This is a genomic window from Pseudomonas sp. PDM01 (assembly GCF_014852325.1).
In the GTDB taxonomy this organism is placed as follows: Bacteria; Pseudomonadota; Gammaproteobacteria; order Pseudomonadales; family Pseudomonadaceae; genus Aquipseudomonas; species Aquipseudomonas migulae.
The window spans coordinates 174,155-195,636 of record NZ_JACVBK010000006.1; the positions used below are offsets into that span (position 1 = coordinate 174,155).

15 protein-coding genes are annotated in these 21,482 nt (G+C 61.3%); 10 read left to right on the forward strand and 5 right to left on the reverse strand.

Annotation, left to right across the window (positions count from 1 at the left end; genetic code table 11):
• Positions 1-23: 23 nt before the first annotated feature.
• The 4 genes from xdhA to guaD all read left to right on the forward strand — a co-directional run bounded on the left by xdhA (position 24) and on the right by guaD (position 6,145).
• Complete coding sequence (xdhA, locus tag IB246_RS16835) at positions 24-1,478, forward strand: xanthine dehydrogenase small subunit (protein ID WP_008037760.1); 1,455 nt, start codon at positions 24-26, stop codon at positions 1,476-1,478.
• Positions 1,471-3,870: a xanthine dehydrogenase molybdopterin binding subunit gene (xdhB, locus tag IB246_RS16840; RefSeq protein WP_008037762.1), complete on the forward strand. Its 2,400-nt coding sequence runs from the start codon at positions 1,471-1,473 to the stop codon at positions 3,868-3,870. Before xdhA ends, xdhB begins: the two co-directional genes overlap by 8 nt.
• Before the next feature lie 116 nt (positions 3,871-3,986).
• A complete protein-coding gene (xdhC, locus tag IB246_RS16845; protein ID WP_008027370.1) occupies positions 3,987-4,832 on the forward strand; it encodes a xanthine dehydrogenase accessory protein XdhC in 846 nt (281 codons plus the stop codon).
• An 8-nt stretch (positions 4,833-4,840) separates the two neighbouring features.
• Positions 4,841-6,145 carry a guanine deaminase gene (guaD, locus tag IB246_RS16850; protein WP_008027372.1) on the forward strand — a complete coding sequence of 435 codons (1,305 nt, stop codon included), beginning with the start codon at positions 4,841-4,843 and terminating at the stop codon, positions 6,143-6,145.
• 154 nt (positions 6,146-6,299) lie between these two features.
• Here the strand turns inward: guaD and IB246_RS16855 are convergent, their stop codons facing one another.
• On the reverse strand, positions 6,300-7,064 hold the full coding sequence (locus tag IB246_RS16855) for a GntR family transcriptional regulator (protein WP_008027375.1): 765 nt from the start codon (positions 7,062-7,064) through the stop codon (positions 6,300-6,302).
• Positions 7,065-7,439: 375 nt separating this feature from the next.
• Between IB246_RS16855 and IB246_RS16860 the strand changes: the two genes are divergently transcribed.
• Complete coding sequence (locus IB246_RS16860; protein ID WP_008037765.1) at positions 7,440-8,633, forward strand: benzoate/H(+) symporter BenE family transporter; 1,194 nt, start codon at positions 7,440-7,442, stop codon at positions 8,631-8,633.
• A 183-nt stretch (positions 8,634-8,816) separates the two neighbouring features.
• Here IB246_RS16860 and IB246_RS16865 read toward each other — a convergent pair whose 3' ends face one another.
• Positions 8,817-9,161 (reverse strand): YggL family protein, encoded by a 345-nt coding sequence (locus tag IB246_RS16865; RefSeq protein ID WP_008027379.1) that lies wholly within the window; start codon positions 9,159-9,161, stop codon positions 8,817-8,819.
• Positions 9,162-9,395: 234 nt separating this feature from the next.
• Here IB246_RS16865 and dacB point away from each other — a divergent pair, with 234 nt between their 5' ends.
• Positions 9,396-10,856: a D-alanyl-D-alanine carboxypeptidase/D-alanyl-D-alanine-endopeptidase gene (gene dacB / locus IB246_RS16870; RefSeq protein ID WP_008037767.1), complete on the forward strand. Its 1,461-nt coding sequence runs from the start codon at positions 9,396-9,398 to the stop codon at positions 10,854-10,856.
• Between the two features lie 128 nt (positions 10,857-10,984).
• On the opposite strand, the gene IB246_RS16875 is transcribed toward dacB, so the two are convergent.
• Together IB246_RS16875 and rlmKL are read right to left on the reverse strand one after the other, a co-directional pair.
• On the reverse strand, positions 10,985-13,375 hold the full coding sequence (locus IB246_RS16875; RefSeq protein WP_008037769.1) for a GGDEF domain-containing protein: 2,391 nt from the start codon (positions 13,373-13,375) through the stop codon (positions 10,985-10,987).
• 143 nt (positions 13,376-13,518) lie between these two features.
• On the reverse strand, positions 13,519-15,789 hold the full coding sequence (gene rlmKL, locus IB246_RS16880) for a bifunctional 23S rRNA (guanine(2069)-N(7))-methyltransferase RlmK/23S rRNA (guanine(2445)-N(2))-methyltransferase RlmL (RefSeq protein WP_008027386.1): 2,271 nt from the start codon (positions 15,787-15,789) through the stop codon (positions 13,519-13,521).
• Between the two features lie 531 nt (positions 15,790-16,320).
• On the opposite strand from rlmKL, the gene rmf reads away from it, so the two are divergent.
• Complete coding sequence (gene rmf, locus IB246_RS16885) at positions 16,321-16,536, forward strand: ribosome modulation factor (protein ID WP_003223300.1); 216 nt, start codon at positions 16,321-16,323, stop codon at positions 16,534-16,536.
• Between the two features lie 366 nt (positions 16,537-16,902).
• Here rmf and IB246_RS16890 read toward each other — a convergent pair whose 3' ends face one another.
• Positions 16,903-17,922: a quinone-dependent dihydroorotate dehydrogenase gene (locus tag IB246_RS16890; protein ID WP_032832392.1), complete on the reverse strand. Its 1,020-nt coding sequence runs from the start codon at positions 17,920-17,922 to the stop codon at positions 16,903-16,905.
• A 229-nt stretch (positions 17,923-18,151) separates the two neighbouring features.
• Here IB246_RS16890 and IB246_RS16895 point away from each other — a divergent pair, with 229 nt between their 5' ends.
• The 3 genes from IB246_RS16895 (at position 18,152) to IB246_RS16905 (ending at position 21,480) form a co-directional block, all read left to right on the forward strand.
• Positions 18,152-19,363, forward strand: coding sequence for a CmpA/NrtA family ABC transporter substrate-binding protein (locus IB246_RS16895; RefSeq protein WP_008027389.1), 1,212 nt, complete (start codon positions 18,152-18,154; stop codon positions 19,361-19,363).
• A gap of 15 nt (positions 19,364-19,378) precedes the next feature.
• On the forward strand, positions 19,379-19,954 hold the full coding sequence (locus IB246_RS16900) for an ANTAR domain-containing response regulator (RefSeq protein ID WP_008027390.1): 576 nt from the start codon (positions 19,379-19,381) through the stop codon (positions 19,952-19,954).
• A 314-nt stretch (positions 19,955-20,268) separates the two neighbouring features.
• A complete protein-coding gene (locus IB246_RS16905) occupies positions 20,269-21,480 on the forward strand; it encodes a nitrate/nitrite transporter (protein WP_008027395.1) in 1,212 nt (403 codons plus the stop codon).
• The last annotated feature ends 2 nt before the right edge of the window (positions 21,481-21,482 follow it).

The window sequence follows — 21,482 nt, forward strand, 5'->3', positions numbered from 1 at the left end:
ATAATGAGTCTGCGAGGCCTTCCGTGATCCAGTTTTTACTTAACCAGGAACTCCGTAGCGAGCACGCCCTGGACCCAAACCTGACCGTGCTCAATTATCTGCGCGACCATGTGGGCAAACCCGGCACCAAAGAAGGTTGCGCCAGCGGTGACTGCGGCGCCTGCACCGTGGTGGTCGGCGAGTTGCAAACGGATGACGATGGCCGCGAACACATTCGCTATCGCAGCCTCAACTCGTGCCTGACGTTCGTTTCGTCGCTGCATGGCAAACAACTGATCAGCGTCGAAGACCTCAAGCACCAAGGCGAACTGCACAGCGTGCAGAAAGCCATGGTCGAGTGCCACGGCTCGCAATGCGGCTTCTGCACCCCCGGTTTCGTGATGTCGCTGTTCGCGCTGCAAAAGAACAGCGAACAACCGGACTCGCATAAAGCGCACGAAGCACTGGCCGGCAACCTCTGCCGCTGCACCGGCTATCGGCCGATTCTGCAAGCCGCCGAGCAATCCTGCTGCGGCAAGCAACCCGATCAATTCGACGCTCGCGAAGCCGAGACCATTGCACGTCTGAAGGCCATCGCGCCGACCGATATCGGCGAACTCAACAGCGGCGACAAGCGCTGCCTGGTGCCGCTGACCGTCGCCGATCTGGCCGACCTCTACGACGCTTATCCACAGGCCCGGCTGCTGGCCGGCGGTACGGACCTGGCGCTGGAAGTCACGCAGTTCCACCGCACGCTGCCGGTGATGATTTACGTCGGCAACGTCGCCGAGATGAAGCGCATCGAACGCTTTGACGATCGCCTGGAAATCGGCGCCGCCACCGCCCTCTCCGATTGCTATGAAGCCTTGAACGCCGAGTACCCGGACTTCGGCGAATTGCTGCATCGCTTCGCTTCGTTGCAGATCCGCAACCAGGGCACCCTCGGCGGCAACATTGGCAACGCCTCGCCGATCGGTGACTCGCCACCGCTGCTGATCGCCTTGGGTGCGCAGATTGTGCTGTGCAAGGGCGAAACCCGCCGCACCCTGGCCCTGGAAGATTACTTCATCGATTACCGCGTCACGGCGCGTCAGGAAAGCGAGTTCATCGAGAAGATCATCGTGCCGCGTGCCAGCGCCGAACAACTGTTCCGTGCGTACAAGGTTTCCAAGCGTCTGGACGATGACATTTCCGCCGTTTGCGCCGCCTTCAACATCCGCTTGGAAAACGGTGTGATCGCCGACGCACGCGTTGCCTTCGGCGGCATGGCTGCCATCCCGAAACGCGCCGCCAACTGCGAAGCCGTATTACTCGGTTCACCGTTCAACAACGCCACCGTCGAACGCGCCTGCGCCGCACTGGCCGAAGATTTCACGCCGCTCTCGGACTTCCGCGCCAGCAAGGAATACCGCCTGCTCAGCGCGCAAAACCTGCTGCGCAAATACTTCATTGAACTGCAAACGCCGCACATCGAGACTCGGGTGACCGCTTATGTCTAATCATCACGCTGTAGAGAAGACCCAAGCCGAACTGGCTGAACTGTTCGCCAAGGACCTGACCACCGGCGTCGGCCGCAGCGTCAAGCACGACAGCGCCGCCAAGCATGTGTCCGGTGAGGCGCAGTACATCGACGACCGTCTGGAATTTCCGAACCAGCTGCACGTTTACGCACGGCTGTCGGACCGCGCTCACGCGAAAATCATCAGCATCGACACCAAGCCTTGCTACGCCTTCGAAGGCGTGCGCATCGCCATCACCCACGAAGACGTGCCGGGGCTGAAAGACATCGGCCCGCTGATGCCCGGTGATCCGTTGCTGGCCATAGACACGGTGCAGTTCGTCGGTCAGGTCGTCATGGCCGTGGCCGCCCGCGACCTGGAGACCGCACGCAAAGCTGCCATGGCCGCGGTGATCGAATACGAAGACCTGGAACCGGTGCTGGACGTGGTCGAGGCCTTTCGCAAGAAGCATTTCGTGCTGGACAGTCACACCCATGAACGTGGTGATTCAGCGGGCGCGTTGACGACAGCGAAAAATCGTATCCAGGGCACGCTGCACATTGGCGGCCAGGAGCACTTCTACCTCGAAACGCAGATCTCGTCGGTGATGCCCACTGAAGACGGCGGGATGATCGTCTACTGCTCCACGCAAAACCCCACCGAAGTACAGAAACTGGTGGCGGAAGTGCTGGACGTGTCGATGAACAAAATCGTCGTCGACATGCGCCGCATGGGCGGTGGTTTCGGCGGCAAGGAAACCCAGGCGGCGAGCCCGGCATGTTTGTGCGCCGTCATCGCGCACCTCACCGGCCAGCCAACCAAAATGCGCCTGCCGCGCGTTGAAGACATGCTGATGACCGGCAAGCGTCACCCGTTCTATGTCGAGTACGACGTGGGCTTTGACGACAGCGGGCGCCTGCACGGCATCCAGCTGGAACTGGCGGGTAACTGCGGCTGCTCGCCGGACCTGTCGAACTCGATTGTCGACCGTGCGATGTTCCACGCCGACAACTCGTACTACCTCGGCGATGCGACCATCAACGGTCATCGCTGCAAGACCAACACCGCGTCGAACACCGCTTACCGTGGCTTCGGCGGCCCGCAAGGCATGGTCGCCATCGAAGAAGTGATGGACGCGATTGCCCGGCATCTGGCCCTCGACCCGCTGGCGGTGCGCAAGGCCAACTACTACGGCAAGACCGAGCGCAACGTCACCCATTACTACCAGACCGTCGAGCACAACATGCTCGAGGAAATGACCGCCGAACTGGAAGAAAGCAGCCAGTACGCCGAGCGCCGCGAAGCGATCCGCCGCTACAACGCCAACAGCCCGATCCTGAAAAAAGGCCTGGCGCTGACCCCGGTGAAATTCGGTATTTCCTTCACCGCCAGTTTCCTCAACCAGGCCGGTGCGCTGGTGCACGTCTACACCGACGGCAGCATCCACCTGAACCACGGTGGCACGGAAATGGGCCAGGGCTTGAACACCAAAGTCGCGCAGGTCGTGGCCGAAGTGTTCCAGGTGGAAATGGACCGCGTGCAGATCACCGCGACCAACACCGACAAGGTGCCGAACACCTCGCCGACCGCCGCCTCCAGCGGTGCTGACTTGAACGGCAAAGCTGCGCAAAACGCGGCGGAAATCATCAAGAAACGCCTGGTGGAATTTGCTGCGCGCCAGTACAAGGTCAGCGAAGAAGACGTGGAATTCCACAACGGTCACGTACGGGTTCGCGATCACATCCTGACGTTCGAAGCGCTGATCCAGCAGGCGTATTTCGCTCAGGTCTCGCTGTCGAGCACCGGCTTCTACAAGACCCCGAAAATCTTCTACGACCGCAGCCAGGCACGTGGTCGGCCGTTCTACTACTACGCGTTCGGCGCGGCGTGCTGCGAAGTGATCGTCGATACGCTGACCGGCGAGTACAAAATGCTGCGCACCGACATTCTCCACGACGTCGGCGCCTCGCTGAACCCGGCCATCGACATCGGTCAGGTCGAGGGCGGTTTCATCCAGGGCATGGGCTGGCTGACCATGGAAGAACTGGTCTGGAATGCCAAGGGCAAACTGATGACCAACGGCCCGGCGAGCTACAAGATTCCGGCGGTGGCGGACATGCCGCTGGACCTGCGGGTGAAGCTGGTGGAAAACCGCAAGAACCCGGAAGACACGGTGTTCCATTCCAAGGCTGTGGGCGAGCCGCCGTTCATGCTCGGCATCGCGTCGTGGTGTGCGATCAAGGACGCCGTGGCGAGTCTGGGTGATTACAAACATCAACCGAAAATCGATGCGCCGGCGACGCCGGAGCGGGTGTTGTGGGGCTGTGAGCAGATGCGGCAGTTGAAGGCGGCGAAGGCCGTTGAAACCGAAACCGAGTTGGCTTCGCTCTAAGACCGAGGCGCGGCCAATCGCTAGCAGGCTAGCTCCCACAGGGGAATGCGATCAACTGTGGGAGCTAGCCTGCTAGCGATGAGGCCCGGATAGACAACAGAAATGTTGAGGTGAATATGTACAACTGGATCGACGCCCTCGCCGACCTGCAAAACCGCGGTGAACCCTGCGTGTTGGTGACCATCATCGAAGAGCTCGGCTCGACGCCGCGCAATGCCGGTTCAAAAATGGTCATCAGCGCCAGCCAGACCTTCGACACCATCGGTGGCGGGCATCTGGAATACAAGGCCATGCAGATCGGCCGCGAAATGCTCGCCAGTGGCAAGCAGGACACGCACCTGGAGCGCTTCAGCCTCGGCGCCAGCCTCGGCCAGTGCTGCGGCGGCGTGACCGTGTTGCTGTTCGAACCGATGGGCCAGGTACAGGCGCAGATCGCCGTGTTCGGTGCCGGCCATGTCGGTCGCGCACTGGTGCCGCTGCTCGCCAGCCTGCCCTGCCGGGTGCGCTGGATCGATTCGCGGGAAGATGAATTCCCTGAACAGATCCCCCACGGCGTGCGCAAAATCGTCGCCGAAGAGCCGGTGGATGAAATCGACGACCTGCCCGCCGGCAGCTACTGCATCGTCATGACCCACAATCATCAGCTCGACCTTGAACTCACCGCTGCGATCCTCAAGCGCAACGACTTCGCCTACTTCGGCCTGATCGGTTCGAAAACCAAACGGGTGAAGTTCGAACACCGCCTGCGCGACCGTGGTTTTGACAGCAGCGTGCTGCAACGCATGCGCTGCCCGATGGGCATCGGCGAAGTCAAAGGCAAATTGCCTGTGGAAATCGCCATCTCCATCGCCGGCGAAATCATCGCCACCTATAACGCGAATTTCGGCCAGCACACCGCCAGCGCCGGATCGTCGATTGCCAAATTGCTGCCTGCCTCACGCCGCAGCCAAGCCTCTAATTGAGAACGCCCATGCCTCTGACTCGCAAAGCCTACCGCGCCGCCATCCTGCACAGCATCGCCGACCCCGCTGAAGTGGGGATCGAAGCCTCGTACGAGTATTTCGAAGACGGTTTGCTGGTGGTCGATAACGGCCAGATCAGCGCGCTCGGTCACGCCAGCGAATTGCTGCCAACCCTGCCCGCCGATATCGAGATCACTCATTATCAGGACGCGCTGATCACCCCCGGTTTCATCGACACCCACATCCACTTGCCGCAAACCGGCATGGTCGGTGCCTACGGCGAGCAGTTGCTGGACTGGCTCAACACCTACACCTTCCCGTGTGAAAGCCAGTTCGCCGACAAGACTCACGCCGACGAAGTCGCAGACATTTTCATCAAGGAACTGCTGCGCAACGGCACCACCACTGCGCTGGTATTCGGCAGCGTGCACCCGCAATCGGTGAATTCGTTCTTCGAAGCGGCTGAACAGCTGGATCTGCGGATGATCGCCGGCAAGGTGATGATGGACCGCAACGCGCCGGACTACCTGACCGACACCGCCGAATCCAGCTACGTCGAAAGCAAGGCGCTGATCGAGCGCTGGCACGGCAAGGGTCGCTTGCACTACGCCGTCACGCCGCGTTTCGCCCCGACCAGCACCCCGGAACAACTGACCCTCGCCGGTCAGCTGCTGAGTGAATATCCGGACCTGTACATGCAGACCCACATCAGCGAAAACCTCAAGGAAATCGAGTGGGTCAAGGAGCTGTTCCCGGAGCGTAAAGGCTACCTCGACGTCTACGATCACTACCAGTTGCTCGGCGAGCGCTCGGTGTTCGCCCACGGTGTGCACCTGTGCGATGACGAATGCGCGCGATTGGCAGAAACCGGCTCGGCCATCTCGTTCTGCCCGACTTCGAACTTCTTCCTCGGCAGCGGCCTGTTCAACCTGCCGATGGCCGAGAAGCACAAACTCAATGTCGGCATCGGCACCGATGTGGGCGGCGGCACCAGTTTCTCGCTGCTGCAAACATTGAACGAGGCGTACAAGGTCATGCAACTGCAAGGGGCGCGACTGAGCCCGTTCAAATCGTTGTACCTGGCGACGCTGGGCGGCGCACGAGCACTGCGGTTGGAAGACAAGATCGGCACACTGCAGCCGGGCACCGACGCGGACTTCCTGGTACTGGATTACAACGCCACGCCGTTGCTGAGCTACCGCTTGAAGCAGGCGAACAACATTGCCGAGACGTTGTTTGTGTTGATGACGCTGGGGGATGACCGGACGGTGTTGCAGACGTATGCGGCGGGGAATCAGGTGCATCAGCGCTAGGGTTTTTCGGGCATAAAAAAATCCCCCGCAATCGATGGTTGCGGGGGATTTTTATTGGCTTTGAGGTCGCCTTCGCGGGCAAGCCTCGCTCCTACAGGTACAGCGTAAACCCCGTAGGAGCGAGGCTTGCCCGCGAAGGCAGCGCCGCGGTCTATCAGATTTTCGCTGGCGAACGCCCTGGCTTCTTGGTCTGCAACAAATGCGAGAACACCGCATGCAAATCATCCGACGCGCTTTCTTCGTCGAGGTTGAGTTTGCTGTCGATGTGGTCCATGTGATGCATCATCAGGTTCACCGCCAGCTCACCGTTGCGCGCTTCGATCGCGTCGATCAGTTGGGTGTGTTCGTCATAGGAACAGTGCGAACGGTTGCCACTTTCGTACTGCGCGATGATCAACGAAGTCTGGGACACCAGGCTGCGCTGGAAGCTGATCAGCGGTGCATTCTTCGCCGCTTCGGCCAGTTTCAGGTGGAATTCGCCCGACAGACGAATGCCGGCACCGCGATCGCCACGGGAAAAGCTGTCGCGCTCGTCGTTGACCATCTGCCGCAACTCGGCGATCTGCTCGGCGGTGGCGTGCTGCACGGCCAGTTCAGTGATCGCGCGCTCGACCAGACGGCGGGCGAGGAACACCTGGCGCGCCTCCTCGACACTCGGGCTGGCAACCACCGCGCCGCGATTCGGCCGCAACAGCACGACGCCTTCATGGGCCAGGCGCGACAGCGCGCGGCGAATGATGGTGCGACTGACCCCGAAAATTTCCCCCAGCGCTTCTTCGCTCAACTTGGTGCCGGGCGCCAGGCGCTGTTCGAGGATGGCCTCGAAGATATGCGCGTAGACAATATCGTCCTGGGTACCGCTGCGGCCGGCTTTGCCTGCTCGCGGTTGTTTCTTGAGGGGTTGCAACTGTTCGTTCATGGGCACTCGAGTCGGGAGAACTGCGGCGAATTGACCGTGACTGTAATACGGCACAGTGGGTCGCTGGCAAGTATCGCGTAAAAAATACCGCGATTGTACACAATGGATGGTGGCAACACGACTGTACGGCTGTTTGTCGCCTTTGCTGTATCGCAACGATTGCTTACGTTTGAGTTTAGGCTTATCCGCAGAATCCGCAGCCCAATGCGCTCCCCTGTAGGAGCGAGGCTTGCCCGCGAAGGCGTCGTGTCAGTTGACATCAATGTTGAATGATATGACGCCTTCGCGGGCAAGTCGGAACGCCGCACCGCTCGCTCCTACAAGGGGATTGTGTTGCTTTGGGTATTTTCGTACGTATTAAGGAACACCGTTGTCATGAACGACGCCACGCACACGCAGCTCCGCCCATTGGCGGACACGTCCCCTTCCGCCATCGTCGCCGGGTTCATCGCGATGATGACCGGCTACACCAGCTCCCTGGTGTTGATGTTCCAGGCCGGGCAAGCGGCAGGCCTGAGCAGCGGGCAGATTTCGTCGTGGATCTGGGCGATTTCCATTGGCATGGCGGTGTGTTCGATTGGCCTGTCCCTGCGTTATCGCACGCCGATCACCATCGCGTGGTCGACACCCGGCGCGGCGTTGCTGATCACCAGCCTGGGCGGTGTGAGCTACGGCGAAGCCATTGGTGCCTACATGACCTGCGCCGTGCTGGTCACCGTGTGTGGCTTGACCGGCAGCTTCGAACGCCTGGTGAAGAAGATTCCAGCCTCATTGGCCGCCGCGTTGCTGGCCGGGATTCTGTTCAAGATCGGCAGCGAAATCTTCGTCGCCGCCCAACATCGCACCGCGCTGGTGCTGGGGATGTTTTTCACCTACCTGGTGGTCAAGCGCCTGTCGCCGCGCTACGCGGTACTCGCTGCGCTGCTGATCGGCACGGCGCTGTCAGGGTTCATGGGGCTGCTGGATTTCAGCGCGTTTCACCTGGAAGTGGCGACGCCGGTCTGGACCACGCCGCACTTCTCCCTGGCCGCGACCATCAGCATCGGCATTCCATTGTTCGTGGTGGCGATGACCTCGCAGAACATGCCAGGCATTGCGGTGCTGCGCGCCGACGGCTACACCGTGCCGGCCTCGCCGCTGATTACTACGACGGGCATCGCCTCGCTGCTGCTGGCGCCGTTCGGTTCCCACGGGATCAACCTGGCCGCCATCAGCGCAGCGATCTGCACCGGGCCGCATGCCCACGAAGACAGCAACAAGCGTTACACGGCCGCCGTGTGGTGCGGGGTTTTCTACGGGATTGCCGGGGTGTTCGGCGCGACGCTGGCGGCGCTGTTTGCCGCGCTCCCCAAAGAACTGGTGCTGTCGATTGCGGCACTGGCGTTGTTCGGCTCGATCATCAATGGCTTGAGCATTGCCATGGCCGAAGTGAAGGAACGCGAAGCGGCGCTGATCACCTTTATGGTCACGGCGTCGGGGTTGACGCTGTTTTCCGTTGGTTCGGCGTTCTGGGGGATTGTGGCGGGGGTGTTGACGCTGGTGATCCTGAATTGGCGCAAGGCTGCTTGATACACACCGCCCCCTGTAGGAGCGAGCCTGCTCGCGATGGACGTTAACGATTACGCGGGGAATCTGATACCCCGCGGTGCTCTGAAGTCCATCGCGAGCAGGCTCGCTCCCACAGGGGAGCGGGCGGTGGTTTCTGACAGGCATAAAAAAACGGCGACCCTTGGGTCGCCGTTTTTTATGACATCAAGCTACCGGATTGATCGGCTTTTCCGGGTACCAGACGTCGATCAGCGGGCTGACGGTGACTTCAGTCAGTTCGCTGCGGCCTTTGAGCCAGGCTTCAACAGCTGCACGCTGCTCTTCGGACACCGAGCCACGTTTCTGCAGGCAAACCAGACCGAAGTCGTCGCCGCCAACATAGCCCAGACCGTTGGCTTCCATGGCTTCTTTCAGGAACGCGTCGAGGAAAGCATCAATGGCTTCATCAGCCAAATCTTCTTTGAAATCCAGGTTCAGCTCGAAACCCAGCTCTTGAAATTCATCGACGCACAGTTTTTTGCGCAGACGCTGGGAACGGTTAGTCGCCATTGGAACAATCCTCATAAGTAATAACGGGCGGCACTTTAGCAGTTTAAGCCGCCAATTGCCCGACTCTCTGGGCGCAACGCGTTACCGCCGGTAAAAAAATAGCGGATTAGAAGGCGCGGGCACGGCACAAGCCGCTACACCTTGGGGCATAATGCCGACACTTTCATGACCACTGAGGGAAATTATCTTCATGCCCTCGTCTTTTTTCCCCTCGGCTGTAGGGTTTTATTTCAGATGATCAAATCTTTGCGTCCACTGCTGCTGGCCAGTCTTCTTCTCCCGCTGGCCCTCCCCCTTTCCGCCGCCACCATCAACACCGCGCTGTCGCCCAACGTCGAAAAAGCCCTCAAGGCCAGCAAGCTGCAGGACAACGCCCTGTCGCTGGTGATGATCCCGCTCAACGGTCCTGGCACCCCGACCATTTTCAACGCTGACGTCTCGGTCAACCCGGCGTCCACCATGAAACTGGTGACCACCTATGCAGCGCTGGAAATGCTCGGCCCGAACCACCAGTGGAAAACCGAGTTCTACACCGACGGCACCCTCAGTGGCGGCATTCTCAACGGCAACCTCTACCTCAAGGGTGGCGGCGATCCGAAGCTGAACATGGAAAAACTCTGGCTGCTGATGCGCGATCTGCGGGCCAACGGCGTGACACAAGTCACCGGCGACCTGGTGCTGGATCGTGGCTTCTTCGTGCAACCGCAACTGCCGGAGTTCAACGATGACGGCAATGACGAGAACAAACCGTTCCTGGTCAAACCCGATTCGCTGCTGGTCAACCTCAAGGCCCTGCGCTTCGTCGCGCGCAACGACAACGGCCGGGTGCTGATCTCGGTAGAGCCGCCGATTGCCAGCATCCGCATCGAAAACCAGGTCAAGGCCGTCAACGGCAAGCAATGCACCGGTGGCGTGCGTTACAACCCGGTGACCCAGGCCGACGGCAGCGTCACCGTGACCGTCGGCGGGCAATTGGGCGATGGCTGCAGCTCGCAGACTTACCTGTCGCTGCTCGACCACGCGACGTACACCGCCGGTGCCGTCCGGGCGATCTGGAAGGAACTGGGCGGCAGCATTCAGGGCAGGGACGTTCTGGCGCCCACGCCGAAAGACGCCAAGGTCCTGGCTCGTGCCTTCTCGCCGGACCTGGCGGAAGTCATCCGCGACATCAATAAATACAGCAACAACACCATGGCGCAGCAGCTGTTCCTGAGCCTGGGCCAGAAATTCCGCACCGACGCCGACGCCGATGACGCCAAAGCGGCCCAGCGCGTGGTGCGTCAGTGGCTGGCGAAGAAAGGCATTACCGCGCCGCACCTGGTGATGGAAAACGGTTCCGGCCTGTCCCGCGCAGAACGCGTGAGCGCCCGTGAAATGGCGGCGATGCTGCAAGCCGCGTGGCATAGCCCGTACGCTGCCGAGTTCATCAGTTCGATGCCGATTGCCGGCACCGACGGCACCATGCGCAAACGCCTGAAGACCACCGCGATGCGCGGCGAAGCCCACGTCAAGACCGGCACCCTGAACACCGTGCGCGCGATCTCCGGCTTCAGCCGCGACGTCAATGGCAACACCTGGGCGGTGGTGGCGATCCTCAACGACAAGGCCCCGTTTGGCGCATCGTCGGTGCTGGATCAGGTGCTGCTGGACCTGTATCGCCAGCCGAAACTGCCGGATACCGCTTCAGTGTTGTAAGCACACCTCAAATCCAATGTGGGAGCTAGCCTGCTAGCGATAGCGGTGTGTCAGTCGGCACATGTATTGACTGACACACCGCTATCGCTAGCAGGCTAGCTCCCACAGGGGGTTGTGTGTAGCCCGACTTAACCCAACTCCCCCTGAACCCGATCCCGTCCCGCCTGTTTCGCCGCATACACCCCCGAGTCCGCCCGCAGCAGCAACGCATCCGCGCCTTCGTCGACACGCCAACTGGCAATGCCGAAACTCGCCGTGACGACCCCGACATCGTCGATCGGTGAACTGCGCAAGCCCTGCCACAGCTCCAGCGCCAGCCCATAGGCTTGTTCGCCATCGATGTCCGGGCAGAGCACCATGAACTCTTCACCGCCCAGGCGACAGAACACATCGGTGCGACGCAGGCGATTGCCGATGCGCTCGCACACCGCCTGCAACACCCGATCGCCCACGGCGTGGCCATGCTGGTCATTGATGCGTTTGAAATGGTCGATGTCGAGCATGATCACCGACAACTCGCCGCCACCGCGCTCCACACGAACCATCTCGGTGGTCAGGCGCTCCTGGAAGTAGCGACGGTTGTGGATCCCGGTCAGCGAGTCGGTGATCGACAGCGCCCGCAGCTCTTCTTCGACGCGCTTGAGGTCGGAGATGTCCGAGATATAGCCATGCCAGAGCACGCCGCCGCCGGGCAGTTCCTCCGGGGTCGCTTCGCCACGGACCCAGCGCACCCCTCGCGTTGGCAACTGCACGCGGTACTCTTCGCGCCACGGGCTGAGCGTGTCCGCCGACGCCCGGATCGAAGCGCGGACCCGGGTGGTGTCCTGGGGGTGAATCCGGGTGAAAATCGCTTCGGCATTGAGCAACAAGACGTCCGGCTCGAGCTCGTAGATATCGCGGATGCCGTCGCTGGCGTAGATCACACTGAAGCGCCCGTCGAATTCCATCTTGAACTGGTAAATCCCGCCGGGCACATGGGCGCTGAGTTTCTTCAAGAGCAAATCCCGTGCGGCGAGCGCTTCATACACGCGCTTGCGCTCGGTGACGTCGATGCAGATCGCCAGGTGCCCGACCCACAAACCTTGCTCGTCGAGCACCGGGGTCGCCAGCATGTTCACCGTCAAATGGCTGCCATCGCCACGCACCAGCGTCCACTCCCGCGCCTCGTGACCGCCCTCCTCGCCGCCCTCGACCAACATCGCCTGGCAGGTGGGAATCGGTTTGCCATAACGTGCACTCAACTCGGCCGAACGCGCGGCAAGTTCCCGGGGCAGGTGCAGGTTTTCCAGGGTCATGTGCCCCACCACTTCCACGCTTGAGTAGCCGAGCATCTGCTCCGCCCCGGCGTTGAACGTGCTGATGACGCCGCGCAGGTCGGTGGCGATGATTGCCACCTGGGTCGCGGCATTCAACACGCCACGCAGTTGACCATGGGTACCGCGCAGCTCCTGCTCTCGGGCGCGCAACTCCTGGGTCCGCTGCTCGACCATTTTCAGCGCGCGTTGCCGCTGACTGACCAACACATAAAGCAGCGAGCTGAGCAGCAGACTGAGCAAACCACCCAGCACCACCAGGCTGCTGACCGAAGAGTGGTTGGCTTGCAGGAAAGCCTCGCTGGGCTGGATGTCGACCTGATAGTCATGGTCGGCCAGCCGCAGCAGCCGGGTCGCGGACAACTCACTGACGGCAGGGCCGTTGGGCGATTCGTAAAGCACTTCGTGCTGTTCTTCGATGGACAGGTCGAGGATTCGCACTGACAGATAATCACGGCCCGCTTCCGGCAAGCCATCGGCCAGCAACTGCCGCATGCTGATCACCGCCATCACATAACCGTAAGGTTTCGTGTCTGGACTTTTGCGTGGCATGACCGGTGCCACCAGCAACACGCCCCGCGCATAAGCCGGCTCGATAGCGACAAGATGCATCGGCTGCGACACCGCCATCTGGCCATGCTGGTCCGCCCGGTCCAGGGTGGCACGGCGCAGGGGCTGCGCGGCAAGGTCGTAACCCAACGGTGAGCCGAGCTTGCTCTGGGTCTGGCTGTACAGCACCGCGACATACTCATCGCGCTCCGCCGCCAATTGCAGCTGACCGTCGGCATTGAGCTCACGAATGTTGAAATCGGGTACCCCCTCTTTCCGCACCCGACGCTCAAACTCCGCCCGCTCGGCACGGCTGACCCGCAGGGCGAACGAATAGGCCTGAGTCCGGTGCAGCAAAGGTTGGGTGTAACCGTCGAATTCCTCACGGGCAACCGAATCGGAATTGACAAAGAACCGGCGCAGGCCATCGAGGCGCTGCTCCTGATCTTCGAAGCGTTCTTCGATACGGCTGTAACGTTCACTGGCCAGCAGTTGGAAACGTTGCCGTAATTGTTGGTGAAACAGATTCAGGGTCGACCAGGCGAGCAACCCGGTGAGTACCCCGCCGACGACCAATACAAACAGCGCGACCAGCCAGGCCGAGACGTCTTCACTGATAAAACCCAGGATCTTTGGGCGCACGGCGTGCAACGACATAGAGGCAACTCAAAACGCCAGGTGCCGGAAAAGCCCATTGGCCATGCGATGAGTTATAGCTATTAGCCATCAATTTGACCAGCACTGAAAGAAGCCAAGAGCCTTTAAAAATCAAGGCTCTGTGGATCCAATGCAAAAAACTGTCAACGCGCAGTGATTTTCCAGGCCCGGTGGATCTTGCCGTTGCGGGCGAAGTCCGGATCGATGGTCTGGGTCGTGATCTCCTCGACCGCGTAACGCTCGGTGAGGTTTTCCTCGAGCGCGAACTTGCGGAAGTTGTTGGAGAAGTACAACACGCCACCCGGCGCCAGTCGCGCCATGGCCAGGTCGATCAACTGCACCTGATCGCGCTGCACGTCGAAGATCCCTTCCATGCGCTTGGAGTTGGAGAAGGTCGGCGGGTCGATGAAGATCAGGTCGAACTCGTCACGGCAGGCATCCAGCCAGACCATCACGTCGCTCTGCTCCAGACGGTTCTTGTCGGAGAAACCGTTCAGCGACAGGTTGCGACGCGCCCAGTCGAGGTAGGTTTTCGACAAGTCGACGCTGGTGGTGCTGCGCGCGCCGCCTTTGGCTGCGTGGACGCTGGCCGTCGCGGTGTAGCAATACAGATTGAGGAAGCGTTTGCCGGCCGCCTCTTTCTGGATGCGCATGCGCATTGGCCGGTGGTCGAGGAACAGCCCGGTGTCGAGGTAGTCGGTGAGGTTGACCAGCAGCTTCACGCCACCTTCGTTGACCTCGACGAACTTGCCTTGTGCCGCCTGGCGCTCGTACTGCTTGGTGCCGCTCTGACGCTCGCGACGCTTGACCACTACGCGGTTCTTGTCGATGTTCAATGCCTGCGGAATGGCTGCCAGTGCATCGAACATGCGCGCCGAGGCTTTTTCCGGGTCGATGGATTTCGGCGCGGCGTATTCCTGGACGTGGACCCAATCCTGATACAGGTCGATGGCCATCGAGTATTCCGGCATGTCGGCATCGTAGACGCGGTAGCAGTCGATGCCTTCACGCTTGACCCACTTGCCCAGCGCCTTGAGGTTCTTTTGCAGGCGGTTGGCAAACATTTGCCCGCCTTCGCTCAAACGCGGTTGCTCGATCACCGGAGCGGGTGCCGCGGCCGGTTTGATCGGGTTACCGTTTTTGTTGTACTGGCGTTCCTGCGGCTCGTTTGGCGCCTGATCGTATTCCGCCTGCTCGCGCTCGACCTGACGCTGTTCCGGGGTGCGACGCTCGCCGGTGACGAACTGATCCGGCGTGACCTTGATCAGCAGCAGCTTGCACGGTAACGCGCCGTTCCAGAACGAATACTGTTTGTGGCTGCGGATGCCCATGCGCTTGCCCAGGTCCGGCGCGCCGGTGAACACCGCCGCTTCCCAGTTCAGGCAGGCCTGACGCAGACGCTCGCCGAGGTTCTGGTAGAGGTAGAGCAAGCTCGCCTCGTCACCCAGACGCTCGCCGTACGGTGGGTTGCAGATCACCAGGCCTTTCTGGTTCTGGTCCGGACGCGGCTCGAAGGTGCCGACTTCGCCCTGGTAGATCTTGATCCACTCGCTCAGGCCGGCACGCTCGACGTTGTTGCGGCCCGGTTGAATCAGGCGCGGGTCGGCTTCGTAGCCACGAATCCACAGCGGTGGCTTGGCCAGACCGGCCGCAGCGCGCTCGGTGGCTTCTTCGTGAAGCTTTTTCCACAGCGCTGGCACGTGGCCAAGCCACGCGGTGAAACCCCACTGCTCGCGACGCAGGTTCGGTGCCATATCGGCGGCGATCATCGCCGCTTCGACGAGGAACGTACCGACACCGCACATCGGGTCAGCCAGCGCGCCGCCGTCGGCGGCAATGCGCGGCCAGCCGGAACGGATCAGGATGGCGGCCGCGAGGTTTTCCTTCAGCGGCGCCGCGCCTTGCTGCAGGCGATAGCCACGCTGGTGCAGGCTGTGGCCGGAGAGGTCGAGGGACAGGATCGCTTCGCCACGGTCCAGACGCAGGTGAATGCGCAGGTCAGGGTTGAGTTTGTCGATGGACGGACGGTCGCCCTGCGGAGTGCGCAGTTTGTCGACGATGGCGTCTTTGACTTTCAGGGCACCGAAGTGCGTGTTGTCGATGCCCGAACCGTGACCGCTGAACTCGACGGCCAGGGTGCCATCGTTGAGCATGTGGTCTTGCCACTCGATATCGAGCACGCCGTGATACAGGTCTTCGGCGTCCTTCATCGGGAAACGCTTGAGCACCAGCAGCACCCGGTTCGCCAGACGCGACCACAGGCACAGGCGATAAGCGGTTTCCATGGTCGCCATGCCGCGCACGGCAGAGGTGTGCTCACGCGCTTCTTCAAGGCCAAGCCCGACGGCTTCCTCGATGAGCAGGCCTTCGAGGCCTTTGGGGCAAGTGAGGAAGATTTCGAATTGATCGGACATTGGAATTTCAGAGCCTTTGGCTAAGTGAACCGACAACGCATTGCCGGCCCGGTTTTCAATCAGGCGCTTTTCTAAAAGAGCGCCCGCGTGGCACGAAGGTGTGCCGTCCCACCCGTGCTGCTCAGGTTAGAAGAGCTTAGATGCACGGGCAGATAAAAAAGTTGATGCAACAAAATGTCATAACTCGACCCTTCGTCGAATAATGCCCGAGACCAACGCGAGGCATTCTCACTAAAGGATTAACCCCATCATCCTGCGGGGGGCCGATCATACAGGGCTTTGGCTAATAAACACGGGACAAACATCGTGTTACTTATGGCCATAGCATCTTTATGGTTACGTCCTTATGACAAAACGATCATTCCCTCGATGTGACGCATTGGTTAGAACTCAATACAGGTTGGCGCCACAACGGACGTCAACACCTTGGCTCGCCACGCCGGCAGCGAGCCCCCCAACGGCAGACATTTCTGCCAGACCTCGATTGAGGTCAACGCGATACATACAGTCAACAAGTGAGGGCAACACCCTATGAGAAGACTTAAGCGTGATCCGTTGGAAAGAGCATTTTTGCGCGGATATCAATATGGCGTTGGTGGCAAATCCCGTGAGCTTTGCCCATTTACTCTACCGTCAGTACGCCAAGCCTGGATTAACGGCTGGCGAGAAGGACGCGGCGACAACTGGGACGGTATGACCGGCACTGCGGGAATCCATAGACTCAACGAACTTCACGCCGTCGGCTAACACAGGGCACACACTCCGACACGACAACCTGATTACGTAACGACTTACCACGCACGCCCCATCCGGGCGGCGGGCTTCGGCCCAGGGGCTCCTTCAAGGGGCCCTTTTTTATGCCTGCTCTTCGGCCAGACACAACCCCTGTAGGAGCCGGCTTGCCGGCGATGGCGTCCTATCAGGCGATACATGAGTCGCTGACCCACCGCCATCGCCGGCAAGCCGGCTCCTACAAGGGTTATGCAATGCTGCGAAAGCGATCTCGAGGACGCCAACGACCTTGTAGGAGCACGGCTTGCCGGCGAAAGCGATCGTCAGGACGCCTTCGCTGGCAAACGGAACGCCGCCCGGCCGCTCCTACAGATACGGGGTTTAGCGCAGGGCGGCGATGGCGTCCACGGACTCGCGAATCAGCGCCGGGCCTTTGTAGATGAAGCCGGAATAGAGCTGCACCAGGCTCGCACCCGCCGCGATTTTCTCGGCGGCATGCTTGCCTTCGGTGATGCCGCCCACGGCGATGATCGGCAAACGACCCGCCAACTCGGCCGCCAGCACCTTCACGGTGTGGGTGCTCTTGTCACGAACCGGCGCCCCGGACAGACCGCCCGCCTCGTCACCGTATTCCATGCCTTCGACGCCAACGCGGCTCAGGGTGGTGTTGGTGGCGATCACCGCGTCCATCCCGGTTTCGATCAGCGCTTGAGCGACTTGTGCGGTTTCTTCGTCGGTCATGTCCGGTGCGATCTTGATCGCCAACGGAACATGTTTACCGTGACGCAACGCCAGCTCGGCACGACGAGTCGCCAGGTCAGCCAGCAATTGCTTGAGCGAATCACCGAACTGCAGGCTGCGCAGGCCCGGGGTGTTCGGCGAGCTGACGTTGACCGTCACATAGCTGGCGTGGGCGTAGACCTTGTCCAGGCAGATCAGGTAATCGTCGACCGCACGCTCGACCGGGGTATCGAAGTTCTTGCCGATGTTGATGCCCAGCACGCCCTTGTACTTGGCCGCAGCCACGCGGGCCAGCAGGTGATCGACGCCGAGGTTGTTGAAGCCCATGCGGTTGATGATCGCTTCAGCTTCCGGCAAACGGAAAATCCGTGGTTTCGGATTGCCCGGCTGCGGACGCGGCGTGATGGTGCCGATTTCGACAAAACCAAAACCCAACTGGGCAAAACCGTCGATGGCCGCGCCGTTCTTGTCCAGACCTGCCGCCAGACCCACCGGGTTCGGGAAGTCCAGGCCCATGACGCTTACCGGCATTTTTGCCGGCGCCTTGCACAGCAAGCCGTTGAGGCCCAAACGCCCGCCCGCGCCGATCAGGTCCAGGGACAGATCGTGGGAGGTTTCCGGGGAAAGTTTGAACAACAGCTGACGGGCCAGGGTGTACATGGGCGGCGTTGACTCGAGTGGCGGCGAAATGAGGCGGCGATTATAGCCGGGCATCGGGGTCGCAAGCGAGGCGCGCGACAAAATCAGCAAGCGATGGCATATGCCTTGCACCAACACAGGCATCAGCACTCATGCCAACGACGGGATGAGTGGAAGGACAATGGCGTCGTCACCCGGCTTTGCTTGCGCGAAGGCCTGGGACGACGTTTTTTTTGGAAGGTGTTTTGCCATGAATGAAACCACAGCGGGCCCTCTGGCCTGGGTCAACGGCAGCGATGCCCCGGAAAAGACCGACATCAACCTCGGTTTCATGGCCTTGAGCGATTGCGCCTCGGTGGTGGTCGCCGCCACTCAGGGCTTCGCCCAGCCCTACGGCCTGACCTTGAACCTCAAGCGCCAGTCTTCCTGGGCCAACCTGCGGGACAAACTGGTCAGCGGCGAACTCGATGCCGCCCACAGCCTGTACGGTTTGATCTACGCCGTACACCTGGGCATCGGCGGCGTGGCGCCGACCGAGATGGCGGTACTCATGGGCCTGAACCAGAACGGCCAGAGCATCAACCTTTCCCACGGCTTGCAGGCGTTGGGCGTGACCGGTCCTGAAGCACTGGACCGCCACGTGCACCAAACTCGCCCAAAACTCACCTTCGCCCAGACTTTTCCGACCGGCACCCACGCCATGTGGCTGTATTACTGGCTGGCGAGCCAGGGCATTCATCCGCTGCATGACGTCGACAGTGTGGTGGTGCCACCACCGCAAATGGTCGCGCACCTGCAAGCCGGGCGAATCGACGGTTTCTGCGTCGGTGAACCCTGGTCCGCCAGCGCCGTGAAACACAATCTCGGCTTCACCATGGCAACGACCCAGACCATCTGGCCCGATCATCCGGAAAAAGTCCTCGGCTGCACCCGCGCCTTCGTCGAGCAATACCCCAATACCGCCCGGGCGCTGGTGAAGGCGATTCTGGAGGCCAGCCGCTTCATTGAAGAAAGCGTCGAGAATCGCCGCAGCACCGCGCAGTTGCTGAGCGCCCCCCAATACCTGGACGCGCCGCTCGACTGCATCGAACCGCGCCTGCTCGGCGACTACGCCGACGGCCTCGGCAACCGCTGGCAAGACCTGCACGCGCTGCGCTTCCATGGCGCTGGCGAGGTCAATCAGCCTTATCTGTCCGATGGCATGTGGTTCATGACCCAGTTCCGTCGTTGGGGTTTGCTGCGCGACGACCCGGACTACCTCGCCGTGGCCCGTCAGGTCCAGCAACTAGACTTGTATCGAGAGGCCGCCAGCGCGGTCGATGTCGATTCTTCGGCCAGGGAAATGCGCAGCAGCCAGTTGATCGACGGCAAAATCTGGGACGGCTCGGACCCGGCCGGATATGCCCGCAGCTTCAAACTGCACGCCATGAGCGACAGCTCGCCCCTACTCGCCAGCCGCTGACAGGAGACTACGAACATGCTGCGTATCCTGCTGATCAACGACACCGCGAAGAAAGTCGGCCGCTTGAAGGCCGCCCTGACCGAAGCCGGATTCGAGGTCATCGACGAGTCCGGCCTGACCATCGACCTGCCCGCGCGCGTCGAAACGGTGCGTCCGGATGTGATTTTGATCGATACCGAGTCACCGAGCCGCGATGTGATGGAGCAAGTGGTGCTGGTGAGTCGAGACCAGCCACGGCCGATTGTGATGTTTACCGACGAACATGACCCCGACGTGATGCGTCAGGCGATCAAGTCCGGGGTCAGCGCCTACATCGTCGAAGGCATCCACGCACAACGCTTGCAGCCGATTCTCGACGTGGCCATGGCACGCTTCGAAAGCGACCAGGCCCTGCGCGCGCAACTGCACGCCCGCGACCAGCAACTGGCCGAGCGCAAGCGCATCGAGCTGGCCAAGGGGCTGCTGATGAAGATGAAGGACTGCAACGAAGAAGAGGCCTACACGCTTATGCGCCGCCAGGCCATGAGCCGGCAGCAGAAGCTGATTCAGGTGGCGGAGCAGATCATTGCGATGAGTGAGCTGCTCGGCTGAAGGCCCCTTCGCGGGCAAGCCTCGCTCCTACAGAGGAATTGCGTTCGAACTGTAGGAGCGAGGCTTGCCCGCGAAAGGGTCGACCCGGTCTCGGACTGTTGGCACAAATCTCGCTAAGCAATCACTACAGGTAACCAACGGCGGTTGCCCCACCTACGACAAAGACGTCGCTCACCTCATTTGCCCATGGCGAATCGGGTGGCGGCGTTTTTTTGTTTTGGCCCCACAGACCGGGGCCGGTGGTGCGGCCGTTGCGGCCCCCCACCTGCAAGCTCATGACTCCTTCTCGAGACGACTCACAGCTGAGGTGCGCGATGAATTCAAGCTTCTGGAAATCCGGCCATACCCCGACCCTGTTCGCGGCCTTTCTCTATTTCGACCTGAGTTTCATGGTCTGGTACCTGCTCGGCCCTCTGGCGGTGCAGATCGCCGCCGACCTGCACCTGACCACCCAACAACGCGGGCTGGTGGTGGCCACGCCGATTCTGGCCGGGGCCGTACTGCGCTTTATCATGGGCATGCTGGCGGATCGCCTGTCGCCAAAAACCGCCGGGCTGATCGGCCAGGTGATCGTCATCTGCGCCCTGTTCGTCGCCTGGAAGCACGGCATCCAAAGTTACGAACAAGCGCTGCTGCTGGGCCTGTTCCTCGGCATGGCGGGCGCGTCGTTCGCCGTGGCCCTGCCGCTGGCGTCGCAGTGGTATCCGCCGCAGCATCAAGGCAAGGCCATGGGCATCGCCGGGGCCGGTAACTCGGGTACCGTGCTGGCCGCGCTGATCGCTCCGGTGCTGGCCGCCGCGTTCGGCTGGAGCAACGTGTTCGGCTTCGCGCTGATCCCGCTGATCCTGACCATCATCGTCTTCGCCTGGCTGGCCAAAAACGCCCCTGAGCGGCCGAAAGCCAAGTCGGTGTCCGACTACTTCAAAGCCTTGGGCGACCGCGACAGCTGGTGGTTCATGTTTTTCTACAGCGTGACCTTTGGCGGCTTCATCGGCCTGGCCAGCGCCCTGCCCGGCTACTTCAACGACCAATACGGCCTGAGCCCGGTGACTGCCGGTTACTACACGGCGGCCTGCGTGTTTGGCGGCAGTTTGATGCGTCCTCTGGGCGGCGCACTGGCCGACCGCTTCGGCGGGATCCGCACATTGCTGGCGATGTACACGGTGGCGGCGATCTGCATTGCGGCGGTGGGTTTCAACTTGCCGAGTTCCTACGCGGCGCTGGCACTTTTCGTCTGCACAATGCTCGGCCTGGGTGCCGGTAACGGCGCGGTTTTCCAATTGGTCCCGCAACGTTTTCGTCGCGAGATCGGTGTGATGACCGGCCTGATCGGCATGGCCGGTGGCATCGGTGGCTTCGCCCTCGCGGCAGGCATGGGCGCGATCAAGCAAAGCACCGGCAGTTATCAACTGGCGCTGTGGTTGTTCGCCAGCCTCGGCGTCCTCGCCTGGTTCGGCCTGCACGGTGTGAAGCGTCGCTGGAGAACCACTTGGGGTTCGGCGGCCGTCACTGCTGCGCGGGTGTGAGG

Excerpts from the sequence above, each read along its gene's own strand:
- IB246_RS16890 (WP_032832392.1), bottom strand. The coding sequence starts at position 17,922 with ATGTACACCCTGGCCCGTCAGCTGTTGTTCAAACTTTCCCCGGAAACC.
- IB246_RS16905 (WP_008027395.1), top strand. The coding sequence starts at position 20,269 with ATGAATTCAAGCTTCTGGAAATCCGGCCATACCCCGACCCTGTTCGCG.
- IB246_RS16855 (WP_008027375.1), bottom strand. The coding sequence starts at position 7,064 with ATGAACGAACAGTTGCAACCCCTCAAGAAACAACCGCGAGCAGGCAAA.
- IB246_RS16875 (WP_008037769.1), bottom strand. The coding sequence starts at position 13,375 with ATGTCGTTGCACGCCGTGCGCCCAAAGATCCTGGGTTTTATCAGTGAA.
- IB246_RS16895 (WP_008027389.1), top strand. The coding sequence starts at position 18,152 with ATGAATGAAACCACAGCGGGCCCTCTGGCCTGGGTCAACGGCAGCGAT.
- IB246_RS16860 (WP_008037765.1), top strand. The coding sequence starts at position 7,440 with ATGAACGACGCCACGCACACGCAGCTCCGCCCATTGGCGGACACGTCC.
- xdhB (WP_008037762.1), top strand. The coding sequence starts at position 1,471 with ATGTCTAATCATCACGCTGTAGAGAAGACCCAAGCCGAACTGGCTGAA.
- guaD (WP_008027372.1), top strand. The coding sequence starts at position 4,841 with ATGCCTCTGACTCGCAAAGCCTACCGCGCCGCCATCCTGCACAGCATC.
- rmf (WP_003223300.1), top strand. The coding sequence starts at position 16,321 with ATGAGAAGACTTAAGCGTGATCCGTTGGAAAGAGCATTTTTGCGCGGA.
- IB246_RS16900 (WP_008027390.1), top strand. The coding sequence starts at position 19,379 with ATGCTGCGTATCCTGCTGATCAACGACACCGCGAAGAAAGTCGGCCGC.
- rlmKL (WP_008027386.1), bottom strand. The coding sequence starts at position 15,789 with ATGTCCGATCAATTCGAAATCTTCCTCACTTGCCCCAAAGGCCTCGAA.
- IB246_RS16865 (WP_008027379.1), bottom strand. The coding sequence starts at position 9,161 with ATGGCGACTAACCGTTCCCAGCGTCTGCGCAAAAAACTGTGCGTCGAT.
- dacB (WP_008037767.1), top strand. The coding sequence starts at position 9,396 with ATGATCAAATCTTTGCGTCCACTGCTGCTGGCCAGTCTTCTTCTCCCG.
- xdhC (WP_008027370.1), top strand. The coding sequence starts at position 3,987 with ATGTACAACTGGATCGACGCCCTCGCCGACCTGCAAAACCGCGGTGAA.